General features: G+C 67.9%; 16 protein-coding genes, 1 tRNA gene and 1 riboswitch. Of the genes, 5 read left to right on the forward strand and 12 right to left on the reverse strand.

Annotated features, from left to right (window positions below):
• Positions 1–310: 310 nt before the first annotated feature.
• The 3 genes from RS83_RS10985 (at position 311) to RS83_RS10995 (ending at position 1,958) form a co-directional block, all read left to right on the forward strand.
• Complete coding sequence (locus RS83_RS10985) at positions 311–1,036, forward strand: M23 family metallopeptidase (protein ID WP_230114570.1); 726 nt, start codon at positions 311–313, stop codon at positions 1,034–1,036.
• Between the two features lie 311 nt (positions 1,037–1,347).
• Positions 1,348–1,845 carry an HNH endonuclease gene (locus RS83_RS10990; protein ID WP_045279572.1) on the forward strand — a complete coding sequence of 166 codons (498 nt, stop codon included), beginning with the start codon at positions 1,348–1,350 and terminating at the stop codon, positions 1,843–1,845.
• 40 nt (positions 1,846–1,885) lie between these two features.
• Positions 1,886–1,958 (forward strand) — tRNA-Arg (locus RS83_RS10995).
• On the opposite strand, the gene RS83_RS18335 is transcribed toward RS83_RS10995, so the two are convergent.
• Positions 1,920–3,716 (reverse strand): 2-isopropylmalate synthase, encoded by a 1,797-nt coding sequence (locus tag RS83_RS18335; protein WP_052679105.1) that lies wholly within the window; start codon positions 3,714–3,716, stop codon positions 1,920–1,922. The genes RS83_RS10995 and RS83_RS18335 overlap by 39 nt on opposite strands.
• Positions 3,717–3,877: 161 nt before the next feature.
• Between RS83_RS18335 and RS83_RS11010 the strand changes: the two genes are divergently transcribed.
• Positions 3,878–4,546 carry a FadR/GntR family transcriptional regulator gene (locus RS83_RS11010; RefSeq protein ID WP_045279575.1) on the forward strand — a complete coding sequence of 223 codons (669 nt, stop codon included), beginning with the start codon at positions 3,878–3,880 and terminating at the stop codon, positions 4,544–4,546.
• Positions 4,547–4,576: 30 nt separating this feature from the next.
• On the opposite strand, the gene RS83_RS11015 is transcribed toward RS83_RS11010, so the two are convergent.
• From RS83_RS11015 to idi, 8 genes are read right to left on the reverse strand one after another with little or no spacing between them, the layout of a single operon-like run.
• Complete coding sequence (locus RS83_RS11015; protein WP_045279576.1) at positions 4,577–6,763, reverse strand: MMPL family transporter; 2,187 nt, start codon at positions 6,761–6,763, stop codon at positions 4,577–4,579.
• Between the two features lie 29 nt (positions 6,764–6,792).
• On the reverse strand, positions 6,793–7,683 hold the full coding sequence (locus tag RS83_RS11020; RefSeq protein WP_045279577.1) for a prenyltransferase: 891 nt from the start codon (positions 7,681–7,683) through the stop codon (positions 6,793–6,795).
• On the reverse strand, positions 7,680–8,030 hold the full coding sequence (locus RS83_RS11025) for a lycopene cyclase domain-containing protein (RefSeq protein WP_045279578.1): 351 nt from the start codon (positions 8,028–8,030) through the stop codon (positions 7,680–7,682). Before RS83_RS11025 ends, RS83_RS11020 begins: the two co-directional genes overlap by 4 nt.
• Complete coding sequence (locus RS83_RS11030) at positions 8,027–8,374, reverse strand: lycopene cyclase domain-containing protein (protein WP_045279579.1); 348 nt, start codon at positions 8,372–8,374, stop codon at positions 8,027–8,029. Before RS83_RS11030 ends, RS83_RS11025 begins: the two co-directional genes overlap by 4 nt.
• Positions 8,374–9,975, reverse strand: coding sequence for a phytoene desaturase family protein (gene crtI, locus RS83_RS11035; RefSeq protein ID WP_045279580.1), 1,602 nt, complete (start codon positions 9,973–9,975; stop codon positions 8,374–8,376). Before crtI ends, RS83_RS11030 begins: the two co-directional genes overlap by 1 nt.
• A complete protein-coding gene (locus RS83_RS11040) occupies positions 9,972–10,880 on the reverse strand; it encodes a phytoene/squalene synthase family protein (protein WP_045279581.1) in 909 nt (302 codons plus the stop codon). Before RS83_RS11040 ends, crtI begins: the two co-directional genes overlap by 4 nt.
• A complete protein-coding gene (locus tag RS83_RS11045; protein ID WP_045279582.1) occupies positions 10,877–11,959 on the reverse strand; it encodes a polyprenyl synthetase family protein in 1,083 nt (360 codons plus the stop codon). The genes RS83_RS11040 and RS83_RS11045 overlap by 4 nt, the downstream gene beginning before the upstream one ends.
• 3 nt (positions 11,960–11,962) lie before the next feature.
• Positions 11,963–12,484, reverse strand: a complete 522-nt coding sequence (idi, locus tag RS83_RS11050) for an isopentenyl-diphosphate Delta-isomerase (protein WP_045279583.1) — start codon at positions 12,482–12,484, stop codon at positions 11,963–11,965.
• Positions 12,485–12,561: 77 nt separating this feature from the next.
• On the opposite strand from idi, the gene RS83_RS11055 reads away from it, so the two are divergent.
• The gene (locus tag RS83_RS11055; protein WP_082071640.1) at positions 12,562–13,215 is read left to right on the forward strand and encodes a MarR family winged helix-turn-helix transcriptional regulator; all 654 of its coding nucleotides are present in this window, start codon (positions 12,562–12,564) and stop codon (positions 13,213–13,215) included.
• A 40-nt stretch (positions 13,216–13,255) separates the two neighbouring features.
• Here RS83_RS11055 and RS83_RS11060 read toward each other — a convergent pair whose 3' ends face one another.
• The 3 genes from RS83_RS11060 to RS83_RS11070 all read right to left on the reverse strand — a co-directional run bounded on the left by RS83_RS11060 (position 13,256) and on the right by RS83_RS11070 (position 14,973).
• Entirely contained in the window at positions 13,256–13,624 is a 369-nt protein-coding gene (locus RS83_RS11060) for an Lsr2 family protein (RefSeq protein ID WP_331454296.1), read from the reverse strand.
• Between the two features lie 15 nt (positions 13,625–13,639).
• Positions 13,640–13,966 (reverse strand): DMT family transporter, encoded by a 327-nt coding sequence (locus tag RS83_RS11065; RefSeq protein WP_045279585.1) that lies wholly within the window; start codon positions 13,964–13,966, stop codon positions 13,640–13,642.
• A gap of 13 nt (positions 13,967–13,979) precedes the next feature.
• A riboswitch (guanidine-III (ykkC-III) riboswitch) is annotated at positions 13,980–14,047 on the reverse strand.
• 71 nt (positions 14,048–14,118) lie between these two features.
• The gene (locus RS83_RS11070; protein WP_045279586.1) at positions 14,119–14,973 is read right to left on the reverse strand and encodes a LuxR C-terminal-related transcriptional regulator; all 855 of its coding nucleotides are present in this window, start codon (positions 14,971–14,973) and stop codon (positions 14,119–14,121) included.
• Positions 14,974–15,041 lie beyond the last annotated feature (68 nt).

The raw sequence follows: 15,041 nt of genomic DNA on the forward strand, positions 1-15,041 counted from the left end.
GGATTGTCAGCATCTCGGGGTGACATGATCGTTATCTTCCGGTAACCTCGGTGAAGTCGTCGGCGAAGCCCGCTGACGACGTACCGCGAGGATCGCCTTTCCGGCTCGTCGTCCTCGCGGCAGGAACGCACAAAGTACCCGAAGCTACATTTCGTGCCACGAAGCAGAGTGCCGACGAGTCAGCGCTACCCGAAGCGTGAGGCGCAGGAGGAACCAAGTTTTGGCCGCAGAGATCGAACCGCCCGCGAAGAAATCTGAAGACCGAGTACCCGCCCGCCGCACCGGCGTGCGAAGCGCCGCTCGCAGATCCGTGAAGCCGCTCCGTTCCATCGCCATCTTCGGCGCAGTCGGAGCACTGGTCGCAGGCATCGCTCTCCCGGCATACGCGAACAGCAAGCCTGCTGAGGCATCCGCCACGATCCAGCAGCTCGCCGCGGTCGACGCGCAGTCGCTGGTCGTCGCCTCCGACGCGACCGCTGCGCCGCTCAGCCGCGGTACCTTCACGGCGACCACGCCGGAGGAGATCGCGAAGAAGAAGGCCGAAGAAGCCGCTGCGGCCCGCGCGGCTGCGGCCGCGAAGTCCTCCGCCGCGTCGACGACGAGCTTCAACACCGCAGGGTATGCGCTCGTCTCGCCCGGTTCAGGTGAGGTCCGCTATCCGCTGCCCGGCGGCTCGTACACCCAGGGTCGCACGATCGGCGGCAGCCACAACGGTGCCGACATGCTCGCACCGGCCGGCACCCCCATCTACGCGACAGCAGCCGGCGTCGTCCGTGCCTCTGCCGAGAGCATCGGCGGATACGGCGTCTGCGTCATGATCGACAGCGTCGTCGGCGGCCAGCGGGTGCAGTCCACCTACGGGCACATGACCTACGGCTCCCGACAGGTCGCAGCAGGGCAGACCGTCTCGGCCGGCCAGCTCATCGGCTACGTCGGCAGCACCGGTCGCTCCACCGCCAACCACCTCCACTTCGAGGTCTGGATCAACGGCGGCCTCGTCGAGCCGTACTCGTGGCTCGCTGCGAACGCCGGTTGACCCCGGCCTGACACACCCGAGAGTTCATCCCGAGTTTCGCCTCGCACCTCTCGGAATGGGTTAGCCTGATCCCGTTGTCGCACGGACGGGAGAGGCTGATGACGCGAACACCGAACATCCGAACCATGGATGGGCTCGGTCGTCACGTCCTTCTGCATCGCCCGCAGGGATGCCACGGCGTTGCCGTGCGCGAAAGGCGCTGTCTCTGAGACAGCGCCTTTTTTCGTCTCTGCTCGCACTCTGCCATCTGCGCGACCTCATGTGATTCGAGAGTGCCGGGAAGCCGTCCCGGCGGATCGAGAGGATGACGAATGCGCACACTGGTTTTGAACGCCGGATACGAGCCGCTCGCGGTCGTGTCGTTCAAGCGAGCACTCGTGCTCGTGATGAACGACAAGGCGACTGTCGTCGAACGCATCGAGGAGGACCCTGTCTGGGGCAGCCACGGTGTCTACGACCGTCCGGCCGTGATCGTCCTGTCCCGGTACGTCCGCGTGCCGAACAGCCGTCGCGTGCCGGTCACGCGGCGGGGAGTGCTCCGGCGTGACAATCACCGCTGCGGCTATTGCGGCAAGGCGGCCTCGACGATCGACCACGTGATGCCGCGGTCGCGCGGTGGAGCTGATTCGTGGGAGAACCTGGTCGCGTGCTGCCTCCGGTGCAACAACGTCAAGAGCGATCGCACCCCGCAGGAGATGCGCTGGGAGCTCCGGTTCACCCCTCGTCCGCCGCACGGGACCGCCTGGACGGTGCGGGGGACCGAGCGCAGCGATCCGCGCTGGGAGCCGTACCTCGCGCTCGCGGCGTGATCATCGACGACGCGAGCGGTCATTTAGACTGGACGGGCAGGCCCTCGTAGCTCAGGGGATAGAGCAGCCCTCTCCTAAAGGGCAGGTCGCAGGTTCGAATCCTGTCGAGGGCACTCCACGGTGAGATCAGCAGCGCGCACCACGGCGTCGAAGCTCGCCTCGATCACCGAACTCGCGCGGCCTGCGGCCCATCCCACGGCCGAGCCGTCGCGGAATTCGAGCAACGTGATCGCGTCGCTGTCGTCGCCCGCTCGCACACTGGTCTGGTGCAGCGCCAGGATCTCGATGACGATGCCGGCATCCCGGAGCGCAGTCGTCAGGGCCTCCACCGGACCCACGTGATCGTGCACCGACGACTGCGATGCGTCATCCACCCGGACTCGCAGCCGCGTGGAGGTCGGGTCCAATCGGTAGTCCTCCAGGGTGATCCGCCCTGACGTCTCAGCGAGATAGTGCGAGACGAACAGCCCCCACAGATCGTCGGCTGAGAGCTCATCGCCACCGGTGTCGGCCCGGCGTTGCACGAGGCGGGCGAAGTCGATCTGCAGGCGTCGAGGGAGGTCGATGCCGAACTCGCTCTCGAGCAGGTGCGCGATGCCGCCCTTGCCCGACTGCGAGTTCACCCGGATCACCGCGTCGTACCCGCGCCCCAGGTCTGCAGGATCGATCGGCAGGTACGGCACACGCCAGTCCAGCGCTCCCGCATCGGTCCCGGTCGTGAGCGCACGCTCTCGATGTTCCGCCAGGCCTTTCCTGATCGCATCCTGATGCGTGCCGCTGAATGCGGTATGCACCAGGTCGCCCACGTAAGGGTGCCTCGGATGCACCTCGATCCGGTTGCAGTGCTCGACGGTCCGACGGATCTCGTCGATGTCGGAGAAGTCGATCATCGGATCGATGCCCTGGGCGTGCAGGTTGAGCGCGAGCGTCGCGATGTCGACGTTGCCGGTCCGCTCGCCGTTGCCGAAGATGCATCCCTCCACGCGCTGGGCTCCCGCGAGCACTGCGAGCTCAGCGCAGGCGATCCCGGTGCCGCGGTCGTTGTGCGGATGCACGGACAGGATCACGCCCGCTCGACGCGCGAGGTTGCGGTGCATGTACTCGATCTGATCGGCGTACACATTCGGCGTCGCGATCTCGACCGTCGCCGGCAGGTTCAGGATCACCGGTCGTTCAGGCGTGGCATCCCAGAGCGTCGTCATGCTGTCGCAGAGGTCGAGGACGTAGTCGGGCTCGGTGAGGTTGAAGACCTCCGGCGAGAACTCGAAGCGCACGTCCGGCAGCTCCTCGCTCAGCGTGAGCACGTCTCGGCCGGCCGTCAGGATCAGGTCCTTCAGTTCGGCGCGATCGCGGCCGAGGACGACATCGCGCCAGACCGGCGCGGTGGCGGTGTACACATGGATGACGACCGGGTTCGGGATCCCGCGGACCGATTCGACCGTCCGCTCGATCAGGTCGCGGCGTGCTGCCGTGAACACGACGATCGTGACGTCCGTCGGAACCTGCCCTGTCCGGGCCAGCGACCGGACGAAGTCGAAGTCGGTCTGCGAGGCCGACGGATACCCCACCTCGATCTCCTTGTAGCCCATCGCGACCATGAGATCGAAGAAGCGCCGCTTGCGAGCGGGGTCCATCGGCTCGGCGAGCGCCTGATTGCCGTCACGCAGGTCGACCGGCACCCAGAGCGGGGCTGCGGTCAACTCGCGCGTCGGCCAGTGGCGGTCCGCGAGCGGCACCTCGACACGGTCGTGGACGGCGGCGTAGCGATGCGAGGGCATCTGGGATGCGCGCTGCCTGTTCCAGGTAGGGGCACCGGGCGGTACGGCGCCGCTCGGGGTGGACAGGGTCGGGAAGGCGGTCGAGATGGTCATGGTGTCTCCTGGTGGGGGTCGGGCTTGACCGGCACACTGCCTGCCCACGACAGGGAGCCGGTCTGGTCAGGCCCTGTCGTGGCGACGAAGGAGGAGACGTTCGATGCGCACCTGCACAACCTAGCAACTCCTCAGACAAGTTGACAAGTTAGACTGCAGGCATGGCACAGGTCCACCGCACGCCCCTCGCCGATCAGGCGGCCGAGGCGCTCCTCGACCGCATCAGGTCGGGGGAGTGGGCGCTCGGACAGAAGCTTCCAGGGGAGACCACACTGGCGCCGCAGCTCGGGGTGGGGCGATCCACCGTCCGCGAGGCGATCCGGCAGCTGGCCGGACGCGGCGTGCTGGCGACGAGGCAGGGGTCCGGGGTGTTCGTGATCGCGCTCGACGCGCCGGAAGACCGGGATGCCGTGCTGCGTCGTGCCGGCATCGTGAGTGTGATCGAGGCCCGGATCGCGATCGAGTCCGAGGCGGCGTCGCTCGCCGCGCACCGCCGGACCGCGGCCGATGTGCGCGCGCTCCGAGCCGCCCTCGGTGCCCGCGAGCGGTCAGGCCGCTCGATCGACGATCAGGTCGACGCCGATACCGCGTTCCACCGTGCGATCGTGGTCGCGGCGCACAACGACATCCTCCTCGACCTCTTCGACGCGCTCACGCCACGACTGCGGCGGGCGATGATCGAGATGCTCCGCATCCGCACGTCGCACACGGGGCCGACGGATCACGCGACGCACGTGCAGCTCGCGCAGCGCGTGATCGATCGCGAGCCGGAGCGGGCAGCGTCGGAGAGTCGCAGCCACCTCGAGTCCCTGAAGACCGCCCTGGCGTGACCGCACCCCGAGCGGAGCCGGGCCGGAGCCTCAGTCCTTCCCGCTGCGCCAGAGCTTCGACGGCCACCAGATGATGCGACCGAGGTCGTAGGCCAGCGCCGGCACCAGCAGCGAACGCACCACGAAGGTGTCGAGCAGCACGCCGAAGGCGACGATGAACGCGAGCTGCACCAGGAACAGGATCGGGATCACCGACAGTGCGGCGAACGTCGCAGCCAGCACGAGGCCTGCCGAGGTGATGACGCCTCCCGTGATCGAGAGTCCGCGCAGCACGCCCTCCCTGGTGCCGTGTGCGATCGACTCCTCGCGCACCCTGGTCATCAGGAAGATGTTGTAGTCGATGCCGAGGGCGACCAGGAAGACGAACCCGAACAGGGGGACGGCAGGGTCGGCGCCGGGGAAGTCGAAGATCCCGTCGAACACGAGGGCCGAGACGCCCATCGCCGTGCCGAACGAGAGCACCGTCGTGAGGATCAACAGCACCGGGGCGAGGATCGACCGCAGCAGCAGCATCAGGATGAGCATGATCACGAGCAGGATCACCGGGATGATCAGGGTGCGGTCGTGGATCGAGGCGTCGTTCGTGTCGATCGCGGTGGCTGTCACGCCACCGACAAGCGCATCGACGCCGTCGAGCTGGGTGCGCAGCTCGCGGACCGTGGCTGCAGCGGCATCCGAATCGGCAGCATCCGTCAGCGTTCCCTGCAGCAGCACGTCGCCGTCGACGACGCTGGGCGCGGGGGCAGGCGTTCCAGGAGCGCCGACCGCGGTGATGCCGTCTGCCGTGACCGGCGCAGAACCGCTCGGCGAGTCGGATGCCGTCACCGAGACGCCGTCGACGCCGTCGCTTGCGAGCAGCACGTCGGCGACCGCCTGCAGCTCCTCCTCCGGGGCGATCACATACACGGGGCTGCCCGATCCGCCGGGGAAGTGCTCACCGAGCGCGACCTGCCCGTCACGAGCCTCGGATGCGCCGAGCACCAGGTCGGACTGCGGCACGCCGTTGGCGTTGAGCTGCGTGACGCCGGCGGCCCCTGCGAGCAGCACGAGCGTCGTGACGATCCAGATGGTCCGAGGGCGGCGGGTGATGAAGCGCGCGACACCGGCCCAGAGACCGGTCTTTCGCATGCCGTGCTCTTCGGCCACGACCTCCGGCTCGAAGGCCGGACGGCGGGGCCAGAACACGGCACGACCGAACAGCAGCAGCAGGGCAGGCAGCAGCGTCAGCGCGGAGAGCATCGCGAACACGATCCCGATCGCCGCGACAGGGCCGAGCGTGCTGTTCGACTTCAGATCGCTCAGCAGCAGGCACAGGAGACCGGCGATCACGGTGCCGCCGGAGGCCGCGATCGGCTCCAACGACCCTCTCCACGCCGCAAGGATGGCAGCGCCCTTGTCCTGCGACACCCGCAGCTCCTCACGGAACCGTGCGACGAGCAGCAGTGCATAGTCGGTGGCTGCACCGATCACCAGGATGAAGAGGATGCCCTGCGTCTGCCCGCTCAGCAGCAGCACCTCGAACTTCGCCAGCCACCACACCACGAGGAGCGCGACGCAGAGCGCGAACAGACTCGTCGCGAGCACGACCAGCGGCAGCAGCAGCGAACGATAGACGAGCACGAGGATCACCAGGACCGCCAGCAACGCGACGCCGAGCAGCAGCCCGTCGATGCCGGAGAACCCGGCGACCAGGTCGGCACTGAACCCCGCGGGACCGGTGATGAAGACGGTGATGCCGTCCGGCACGGCCGCACGCAGCTGCGCGCCGAGGGCCTCGGCGGTGTCGGCGAGCTCCGCATCGCTCTGGATGGGGATGAACGCCTGCATGGCCTTGCCGTCGTCGGAGGGGAGCGCAGGGGAGACGTCGTCGGCGATGCCCTCGAGAGACGGCGCGTCGGCCACGGCATCCGTGATCGCGGTGATGTCGCTCTCCGAGAGCTTCTGCTCCGAGGTGAACAGCGCGATCGCCGGGATCGCCTCGCTGTCGTTGAACTCGCCGAGGAGCGACTGCACCTGCGTCGCATCCGAGGACTCCGGCAGGTAGCTCGTCTGGTCGTTCGAGGAGACCTCGTCGATCTTGCCGAACAGCGGTCCGCCCAGCGATGCGCCGACCAGCCAGACCAGGATCAGTGCGGCGGGGATGAGCACGCGCACCCATGAGTGGCGGCGGGTGCGTTCGCGCTTCGTCGGAGTCGGCGCGGAGGCGGGACGAGACATCGGGTTCCTTCCGGAAGGGTCCAGCGGGGTCAGGAGACCCAGGCGAGGATGAGGATCATGGTCGCGAGGAAGCCCGCGACGTAGTTCAGGGCGATGAAGCGCCGCCAGGAGCGATTGGTCGCGGCCGCGCCTTCGTCGGTCACGTTCCACCAGGGTGCAGCGTTCACGATGTAGGGGATGGCGAGGACTGCGGCCAACGGTCCGGGCCACGGAGTGAGCAGCATGGCGACCCCGGCGATCACCCACAGGACGAGGGAGAGGCGGACGGTCGCTCTGGCGCCGATCACGGTGGCGACGGACGAGATGCCGGCCTCGCGGTCGGGCCCGACGTCCTGCACGGCTCCGAAGGCGTGCGCAGCCATGCCCCAGAGGAAGAAGGCGATGAGCACGAGTACCGTTCCCGCGGTCACCTGTGCGCCGGCGAGTGCGAGTCCGACGATCGCGGGGCTCACGAAGTGCGTGCTCGACGTGATCGAGTCGAGGAACGGGCGTTCCTTGAAGCGGAGCCCTGGCGCGGAGTACGCGATCACGGCGAACACGCTCACCGCCAGCCAGGCCCAGGATGCGGGAGACCCGACTGCGACCAGATAGACGAGGAACGGGATGTTCGTCGCGGCCGCCGCCCACAGGGTTGCGCGATGGATGCGAGGAGAGAGCAGAGCGCCCTCGATGCCGCCCTTGCGCGGGTTCGCCAGATCGGATGCGTAGTCGAAGACATCGTTGATGCCGTACATCGCGAGGTTGTAGGGGATCAGGAAGTACAGCGCGCCGATCACGAGTGTGAGATCGACCTCACGTGTGCTGAGCAGATACGCCGCTGCGAACGGGAAGGCGGTGTTGATCCAGCTGATCGGCCGCGACGAGAGCACGATCTGCGCGAGATCGCGACCGATCGACGAGCCGCCGGTTCGAGTGCTCATGCCTGCTCCTCGCTCGCGGCGGCGGCGGATCGGTCGTCACGTGCCCGACGTCGGGCGCGCAGCGCGGCCCACAGCGCAGGCAGCAGGAGTGCGCCGGCGAGCGGATAGGCGAAGTCCTCGACGGGGGCGAGTCCGATGTGCACGCCGAGCAGATGATCCGGCGAGTAGTGGAACAGGCCCGTCGCGATCATGATCGTGTCGAAGAGCGCGGTGAGCAGGAACAGCGCGGCGATCGTGATCGCCACCGCCGCGACACGGGGGCCGTGCGGGCGGGCGAGCAGAGCGAGAGCGATCCCGCCGGCAGTGGCGATCGCGAGGAAGACCCCCGCGAGCTGGAGGTAGGTCATCGGATGCCTCTGCTCGCGTTGCTGCGCTCGCCGCGGCGGGCCAGGATGCGCGTCGCCCCGGTGAAGATCACCATCGTGCAGACCACCAGGAAGAGCAGGAACACGGGCTCCTCGAGTGGCAGCTCGGGCGCGAGCACGAGACCGCTCGCGATGGTCGCCTCACCGCGGAAGAAGATCCCGCCGGCGATCCCCGCGACGTCCCACACCAGGAAGAACGCAGTACCGACCACGGTCACGATGATCGCGGCCACCGGATCGCGCCAGAAGAAGAGCCGGAAGCGCCAGTCGAGCAGCAGCATGCAGCCGAGCGAGACGAGCAGGGCTGCGAGATACAGCACACCCATCAGTCGGCATCCGCTCGGACGGGCTCGACCGCCGGCTCCGGGAGCGGGCCGCCGGAGTGATCTCCGCGGATGCGCTTGAGCACGATCTCGGCGCTGATGAGGCACATCGGTACGCCGACCCCCGGAGCAGTGGTGGCACCGGCGTAGAACAGGCCCTGGACCTTGCGCGAGGCGTTCTGTGCGCGGAACATCGCGCTCTGCGAGAGGATGTGCGCCGGGCCGAGCATGCCACCGCGCCAGGAGTGGTAGTCGTCCTGGAAGTCTGCGGGCCCGATGGTCTCGCGCACGACGATCCGGTCACGGAGGTCCGGGATTCCGGCCCACTCCGACACCATGTCGATCGCGGCGTCCGCTGCCGCCTCGACCTGCGGCGAACCGGCGCCGTCCGCGCCGCCATGGCCGATCTCGACGTCGGCTGGCACCGGGATCAGCACGAACAGGTTCTCGTGGTCGGCCGGCGCGACATCCGGATCGGTCGCACTCGGCTTGCAGACGTAGGTGGAGGCGGGCGCCGGGATCGATGGGGAGCGTCCGAAGATGGCGTCGAAGTTCGCGTCCCAGTCCTCGGTGAAGAAGAGCGAGTGATGCGGAAGCTCGGGAAGTGCGCCGCGGACACCGAGCATGACCAGGATTCCGCCGGGGCCGCTCGTCCGGTGCCGCCACCAGGACTCGGGATACGTGCGGAGCGACGGCGGGAGCAAAGCCGTCTCCGTGTGGTGCAGGTCGGCGGCCGAGACGACGACGTCGGCGTCCTCGAGCAGGCGGGTGCCTGCTGCGTCGATCCACTCGACGCCGGTGACGGTGGTACCTGCCGCGGTGTTCGCGGTGCGGATGCCGGTGACCTCGGCGTCGGTGACGATGCGGACGCCGGACTCGCGGGCCAGCGCTTCGATGCGTTCGACGACCCGCCAGAACCCGCCCTGCGGATAGCTGACGCCCTGGTCGAGGTCGAGTGCGCTCATCAGGTGGTACATCGCCGGAGCACTTCGGGGATCCGTGCCGAGGAACACTGCCGGGTAGCCGAGGATCTGCCGGATCACCGGATGCCGGAATCGTTTCGCGGCGAACGACTGCAGCCTCGACCCCAACAGGGAGAAGAGTCGGGGGAGCGCGCGGAGCACCTCGGGGGCGGCGAGGGTGCGCACGCGTGTGAACGGGTTGTAGAGGAAGTGCTTCTCGGCCATCGTGCTGGCCTCGTGCGCGGAATCCAGGTATGCGTCGAGCGCCGGGCCCGACCCCGGTTCGAGCGATTCGAAGAACTCGGCGACGGCCGCGCGGCCTGCCGGCACGGTCACCGCTGAGACCGCCTCGTCGGAGGTCTCCGGCGCGCGGAACACCCGATAGCCGGGATCGAGGAGCGTGAGCTCGAGCTGCTCCTCGGTGGTGGTGCCCATCATCGCGAAGAAGTGGTCGAACACCTCCGGCATCAGGTACCACGACGGTCCGGAGTCGAAGCGGAAGCCGTCGCGCTCGATGGTTCCGGCCCGTCCGCCGACGCGGGAGTTCCGCTCGAGGATCGTGACCTCGTGTCCCTCGCGAGCGAGGAGGCCGGCGGTGGCGAGTCCTGCGACACCCGCGCCGATCACGACGATCCGGCTCATCGGTCGCGCTCCAGCATCGTGATGGCGACAGCGCGCGCGGCGAGCGCGGCTTTGATCGGGTCGGGGACCCGCACGCGGCGCCGGTAGAGTTCGGCGGCCGGCGTCTTCGCGACCCGGTCCGTGAGGGCTGCGAACAGGAAGAGCGCGCTGCGCACAGCCGCGCGGGCGTCCTTGGGCAGCAGGGGGATCGAGGCCCGAGCATCCGCGAGTTGGCCGAACACGGTCTGCACCCAGGCGTCGCGGTCGGCATCGGTCAGGCGCTCCGAACCGCCGAGGTAGCCGCGCTGCAGCCGCTCGGTGTCGTCGGCGAGGTCGCGCAGGAAGTTCACGTTCTGGAACGCCGAGCCGAGTTGCCGTGCGCCGTGGTCGAGCGTCGCGAGCTCGGCATCCGTCCTCGTCTCATCGCGCAGGAACACCCGCAGGCACATGAGTCCGACGACCTGCGCCGAGCCGTACACGTAGCGTTCGTGCGAGTCGGCGTCGTGCGCCGTGAACGCTGCATCGCCTGCGATGTCGGCGCGCATCGAGTCGAAGAACGGCTGTGTCAGCTCTTCATCGATCCCGCACTCCCGCGCAGTGCGCGCGAACGCGTGCAGGATCAGATCGCTGCTGTAGCCGCTGCGCAGAGACCGATGCGTCTCGGCGATGTAGGCGTCGAGCGCGGCCGCCTGCGCCGAGCCGTCCAGGCCGGCCTCCGCGGCCACCCCGTCGACGATCTCGTCGGCGATGCGGACCATCGCGTAGATGTTGCGGACGTGCTGGCGGTGCCGACGACCGAGCAGCCTGCTGGCGAGGCCGAATGACGTCGAGTACGTGCGGATGACGTCGGTGGTGGCGATCTCAGCCGTGCGCGTGAAGCGGTCGAGGGCGCCGTCGTTCTGCGGTCTCGCTGGACTCCCGCTCATGCGCGGCGACTCTCGATGCTCGCGGCCAGTCCCAGGATCGTGCGGCCGGCCGCCGGCGAGATGCTTCCGGTGGACTCCGCCTCGGCGAGGACCGCCGAAACGGCTCCGAGCTGTTCCTCGACCAGGCTGCGGGCGAACCCCTCTGCGCCGCACTCGCGCAGGCGGTCACGGATGCCGGTGGCGTTCTCCGTGCTCAGGCTCGTCGATCCGAAGTGCAGTTCGATGCTCGGCCAGTGCCCGGTCATGCGTGCGTACGCGATGATCGCGGTCTCCTTGCCTTCGCGGAGGTCGGAGAAGGCGTCCTTGCCGTGCGCGCGGTGATCGCCGAAGACCGACAGGATGTCGTCCTGCAGCTGATACGCGAGACCGAGATGGCGGCCGATGGCGGTGAGGTGCTCCTCGGCGGCCGGCGAGGAGCCGGCGAGCACTGCGGCCGCGCGTAGCGGCAGCACGAAGGAGTAGGTGGCGGTCTTGTAGGCGCTCATCGACAGGATGGTGCGCAGATCGGGCGGGATGATGCCGTCGCTGAGCCCGATGTCGGTGTGCTCGCCGGCGACGGTCTCGAAGACGGTCTGCTCCATCAGTGCGAGCAGTCGCGCTCTCGTGTCGCTCGACACCTCTGCTCTGGCGAAGCCCAGGATCGCGGATGTCAGCAGCAGGTCGCCCATCAGGATCGCACTCGAGCGGGCCCAGTGCAGCGACGGCTCGTCGTGCTCGCCGCTGCGGCGTTCAGCGAGCGAGCCGATCAGGTTCGGTCGCCGACGACGCATCAGATCGCCGTCGATCACATCGTCGTGGAGCAGGAACGCGTAGTGCAGCAGCTCGACGTCTGCTGCGATGTCGATCGCGATCGCAGCATGCTCGGCGCTGAGCCCTGCGGGCGAGAGCGCGCGACGGAAGTCGAGGAGCAGGCGAGGGCGGATCAGCTTTCCGCCCAGCGCATGATCGGATGCTGCGCGCCACAGGGCGGCGAACTCGGTGCCGTAGGACTCGGCTGCGGCGCTGCGCTCGGAGAACCGGTGCCGCAGGACCTCTTCGATCCGGGTGCCGAGGTCTTCGTGCGTCGCAGTGGAGCTCATGCGTCAGACCTCGCCGATCGCACGGAGCAGGGGGAGCTGTTCGCGGAGCCACGGGCTGAATGCGAAAGGAGCGGCGGTGACGGCATCCACGAGCTCGTCGGGCTCGGCCCATGCCCACTCCGCGACCTCATCGGGATTGGCGACGGGGTCGGCGTCGACCACGGCGACGTGCACCGGACAGATCTCGTTCTCGACGATGCCGCTGGCGTCGACGGCACGGTACCGGTACTCGGGCAGCGCGAGAGTGACCTCATCGAGTTCGATCCCGAGTTCGTGGGCGGCGCGACGACGGACGGCGTCGATCATGTCCTCACCTGGACGAGGGTGGCCGCAGAAGCTGTTGGTCCAGACGCCGGGCCAGGTCTGCTTCGCGAGTGCGCGGCGAGTCACCAGGATGCGACCCGCGCGGTCCCGAATGTGGCAGGAGAAGGCGAGGTGCAGGGGTGTCTCGAAGGTGTGCACCTGATCCTTGGGGAACGTGCCGACCGCTGATCCGTCTTCCGCAAGGAGGGTCACGTGATCCATTGCATCCTCTCCCGCAAACTCGCTAACCAAGTAAGTTATCAACTTAGCATGAAACCCGTCGTGTGTAACATGATCGCATGGAGAACGAGTCCCGCACCACCCCGGCGCCGGGTGAGCGGGGAGCTGCGACGACGGACTGGACTGCGCCGGGACCTGATGGGCTGAGCCACGCGGCCATCTATGACGTGCAGGCCAGCGACCCCCGGAGCACACTGATCGATCGCTCCGGCGTCTCGCCGGACGACCTCCAGCAGATCGCTGCGCTCATGGGCGCGATCGGAGAGCTTCGAGAGGCCGAACAGCGCCTCTCGCTCGCATCTCGTCGGTACATGCAGTTGAACGACACCGACATGCGAGCGCTGCACTACCTGATCGTCTGCGCGAACCGGGATGCGATCGCGACGCCGAGCGGCATCGCGCAACACCTCGGCATCTCCACGGCCGCCACCACCAAACTGCTGGATCGACTGGAGAAGAGCTCGCACATCCACCGCTCGCCGCATCCGACCGATCGACGCGCTCTCGCGATCACGATCTCGAAGGAGACCCGGCTCGCGGCCATGGAGACCGTCGGGCGACAGCAGTCCAAGCGGTTCTACGCGGCGGCGCGGCTGACCCGTGACGAGCGTGATGTCGTCATCCGATTCCTCACCGATATGACGAACGAAATCTCGCTGCGTGGAGAATCCTGGGCCACCGCCGCTCCGGACACGGACGATACGCACGAATAGAAAAGGCGCCCCCTGAGGGACGCCTTTTCGAATCGATGGATCAATTGGCTGCGTTGTACGCCTCCACGACCGCTGCCGGGATACGACCGCGCTCGGACAGCGAATGCCCGTTCGCGTTCGCCCACGAACGAATAGCCGCAACCTCCGGATTGCGGCCAGGACGCTTTCGTGTCGAGGCTGCGCGGGAAGCGCCCGAGGAACCGGCGCGACGCCCTGCGGAGATGTAGGGCTCGAGAGCCTGACGCAATTCCTCGGCGTGAGCGCTGCTCACGTCGATCTCGTATGAGGTGCCGTTGACCGAGAAATGCACGGTCTCACCCTCGCCGACCTCAAGGACAGTGCCGTCGATATCGTCGACCAGCTGATGCACAATTCTTCTTGCCATGGAATTGACCTTACCTGCGGTCACCAATACCGACAAGAATCAATGCGCTCCGGTGTCGATCAATTTCAAACCGACAATGCAACCGACGAGTCCCATGAGCAGCAGAATTCGCAGCCAGGAGATCTCGGTATCGCCGGTGATCATCGCCCAGAGGACTGTGAGGGATGCGCCGATCCCGACCCAGACCGCATAGGCGGTGCCCGTCGAGATCTCCCGCATCGCGAATGCGAGCCCGAACATCGATACGACCAGGCCTCCGAAGAAGATGACGCTGGGCCAGAGGCGGGTGAGTCCCTCGGATTTGCCGAGTGCGGTCGCCCAGACGGCCTCGAGGATTCCGGATGCGATCAGAATGATCCACGACATGACGATGGTCCTTTCGGACCAGTCTTTTCGCTCACCGGGTACTGGCCTGCCTCGTCCGGGATCGGTGTACGCCGATCAGGGATCAGAATATCCGACGCCGCTGAGCAGCCGCTGTGCAGCGTCGCGCAGCCGGAGCGTTCGGGGTCCCGCGCTCAGGGGAGCAGGCCGGCGCGACGCGCCTTCGCGACGGCAGAGTGGCGCGTCGAGGCGTCGAGCTTCGACATCGCGGATCCGAGGTACGCCTTCACCGTGCCCGCTCGAAGCCCCAGCCTGGCTGCGATCTCGGCGTTCGTGGCCCCCAGTGCCGCGCACGACAGCACATCGATCTCACGAGGGGAGAGCCGCACGGTGGACACCGCTCCTGTGGTGGCAGGTACCGTCTCTCCGGCGAGTTCCGCGAGGCGGCGTTCGACCAGCGCGATGCGCTGTCGCAGCTCGTCATCGGCGATCGACGCCCCGATGCTGCGGAGCTCGGCGAAGCTCTCCCTGAGCTCCTCCCGCTGTGGTGGCGTCATGTCGTCGGCCGCAGGCTGCGAGCGAAGGCGGCGGTCGACCTCGTCGCGGATGCGCAGCTCGTCGGCGATCGACTGCGCGACCTGCATCGCCGGGGCGGTGGTGATCCCGCCGATCTGCTCCCGATCCCAGGCGCCGGCGTACAGGACGCCTCGCGGGCGCCCGTCGACCACGATCGGCAGCGCGAGCAGCGTGCGCAGCCCTTCTCCGAGCACGAACACGTCGTAGTCGTGCGTGATCTGCTGCGAGGAGCCGTAGTCGCTGGTCATCCGTGGGCGCAGCTCCAGCATCGCCCGGCCGCCGAGTCCGCGCTCGGGGCGAACCCGCAGACCGTCGAGCGCACGGGTGCGGTTGCCGACGATGCTGGTGACGCTGACGACGCCGTCGTCGATCAGGCCGCCGAACGCGACCGGGAAGCGTGTGCGCCTGGCGAGTTCGCGCACGGCGTTGGCGACGAGTTCAGCCTCGGAATCGATGACGACCGGTGAGCTCACGACTACCTACTTTCGGGGGTGACGGCCCTGTGCCCCGTTTCGTAGGGTCGACCCTACCATTCGCCCGG

This window comes from Microbacterium oxydans, from assembly GCF_000956525.1.
In the GTDB taxonomy this organism is placed as follows: domain Bacteria; phylum Actinomycetota; class Actinomycetes; order Actinomycetales; family Microbacteriaceae; genus Microbacterium; species Microbacterium oxydans_A.

Coding starts and splice junctions, on each gene's coding strand:
- RS83_RS11065 (WP_045279585.1), bottom strand. CDS start 13,966: ATGTCGTGGATCATTCTGATCGCATCCGGAATCCTCGAGGCCGTCTGG.
- RS83_RS11010 (WP_045279575.1), top strand. CDS start 3,878: ATGGCACAGGTCCACCGCACGCCCCTCGCCGATCAGGCGGCCGAGGCG.
- RS83_RS11020 (WP_045279577.1), bottom strand. CDS start 7,683: ATGAGCACTCGAACCGGCGGCTCGTCGATCGGTCGCGATCTCGCGCAG.
- RS83_RS10990 (WP_045279572.1), top strand. CDS start 1,348: ATGCGCACACTGGTTTTGAACGCCGGATACGAGCCGCTCGCGGTCGTG.
- RS83_RS18335 (WP_052679105.1), bottom strand. CDS start 3,716: ATGACCATCTCGACCGCCTTCCCGACCCTGTCCACCCCGAGCGGCGCC.
- RS83_RS11015 (WP_045279576.1), bottom strand. CDS start 6,763: ATGTCTCGTCCCGCCTCCGCGCCGACTCCGACGAAGCGCGAACGCACC.
- idi (WP_045279583.1), bottom strand. CDS start 12,484: ATGGATCACGTGACCCTCCTTGCGGAAGACGGATCAGCGGTCGGCACG.
- RS83_RS11025 (WP_045279578.1), bottom strand. CDS start 8,030: ATGACCTACCTCCAGCTCGCGGGGGTCTTCCTCGCGATCGCCACTGCC.
- crtI (WP_045279580.1), bottom strand. CDS start 9,975: ATGAGCCGGATCGTCGTGATCGGCGCGGGTGTCGCAGGACTCGCCACC.
- RS83_RS11040 (WP_045279581.1), bottom strand. CDS start 10,880: ATGAGCGGGAGTCCAGCGAGACCGCAGAACGACGGCGCCCTCGACCGC.
- RS83_RS11045 (WP_045279582.1), bottom strand. CDS start 11,959: ATGAGCTCCACTGCGACGCACGAAGACCTCGGCACCCGGATCGAAGAG.
- RS83_RS11055 (WP_082071640.1), top strand. CDS start 12,562: ATGGAGAACGAGTCCCGCACCACCCCGGCGCCGGGTGAGCGGGGAGCT.
- RS83_RS11030 (WP_045279579.1), bottom strand. CDS start 8,374: ATGGGTGTGCTGTATCTCGCAGCCCTGCTCGTCTCGCTCGGCTGCATG.